Origin of the sequence: Paenarthrobacter sp. CM16 (assembly GCF_013179505.1) — a bacterium.
Taxonomy (GTDB): Bacteria; Actinomycetota; Actinomycetes; order Actinomycetales; family Micrococcaceae; genus Arthrobacter.
In genome coordinates, this window is sequence record NZ_JABMCX010000551.1 from 1 (window position 1) to 1,218 (window position 1,218).

The window sequence follows — 1,218 nt, forward strand, 5'->3', positions numbered from 1 at the left end:
GCCAACTGGAGCGCCACCGGTATCCAGAAGCGGACCGAGGCCAGCGGTCAGAAGGGGCAGTGGATCGCCGCAGAAGTACCGAACTGGGGCACCCCGGCCGACGCGTTCTACGGCGGATCCAGCTTCAACATCACCAAGAGCAGCAAGAATCCGGCCGCAGCTGCGAAGTTCATCGAGTACCTGGCCACCAGCAAAGAGGCCATCACTGCCCGCGGCAATACCGGCTCCGCCTTCCTTGCCTTCCCTGGCTTGACCCCGGTGGCGCAAAAGGCCTTTGACGCCAGCTACTTCGGCAACGACATCTATGAGGTCTTCAACAAGGCCTACGGCACCATCACCCCGGGCTGGCAGTGGGGTCCCAACTGGGACATCACCAACACCGCGCTCAAGGACGCCTACGGCACGCTGACCAGCGGCGGCAAGGTGCTGGACGCCGTCGATACCGCCCAGGACGCAACCGTGGCCGGACTCAAGCAGAACGGCCTCTCCGTCAAGGAGTAGGCCCGCACGGTGGGGCGGCTCAACAAAGGGCCGCCCTGCCAGCGAGGAGAAACATCATGGCTACCCAAGCCGCAGCATCCACTTCACCCACGCAAGCCACTGCAGTCGAACCCCGCAAAACCCGCGCCATGTCCGGAACAGGTGGCCGGACAGCCGCACTGTTCCTGACCCCCTTCTTTGCAGTTTTTGCCCTCGCCATGGTGGCACCGGTGGTCTATGCAATAGTGCTGAGCTTCTTCGCCCAGCAGAAGTCCGGACTCGGCTTCGGTGAGGCCAAGACCGCGTTCGTGGGCCTGGAAAACTATGTCCAGGTCCTGGAATCCGAGAGCTTCGTGGGCGGCATCGGACGCCTCGCCCTGTACTGCCTGCTCTACATCCCCTGCATGGTGGGCGGCGCCCTGGCGTTTGCGCTCCTGCTGGACGCTGCCGTGGCGCGGGCCAGGAAACTGTTCCAGTTGCTCGTCTTCCTCCCCCACGCAGTTCCCGGGGTCATTGCCGCGTTGATCTGGGCTTATCTCTACACGCCCGGCGTGAGCCCGATCGTCTCGGTCCTGGAAGCCGGCGGGATCTCGCTGAACTTCCTGGACAACCAACTGATCCTGCCGTCCATTGTGAACATCGCCGTCTGGGAGTGGACGGGTTACAACGTGATTGTGCTCTTCACTGCGCTCCAGGCCGTCCCCCGGGAGATCCTGGAAGCCGCCCGGGTGGACGGGG

General features: G+C 63.9%; 1 protein-coding gene and 1 pseudogene. Both read left to right on the forward strand.

Going from position 1 to position 1,218, the window contains the following annotated elements; genetic code table 11:
• A pseudogene (locus HP499_RS24400) lies at positions 1-501 on the forward strand (extracellular solute-binding protein); the annotation flags it as partial.
• A 56-nt stretch (positions 502-557) separates the two neighbouring features.
• Positions 558-1,218 (forward strand): carbohydrate ABC transporter permease (locus tag HP499_RS24405; protein ID WP_172326597.1); only part of this gene is annotated, 661 nt, incomplete at its 3' end.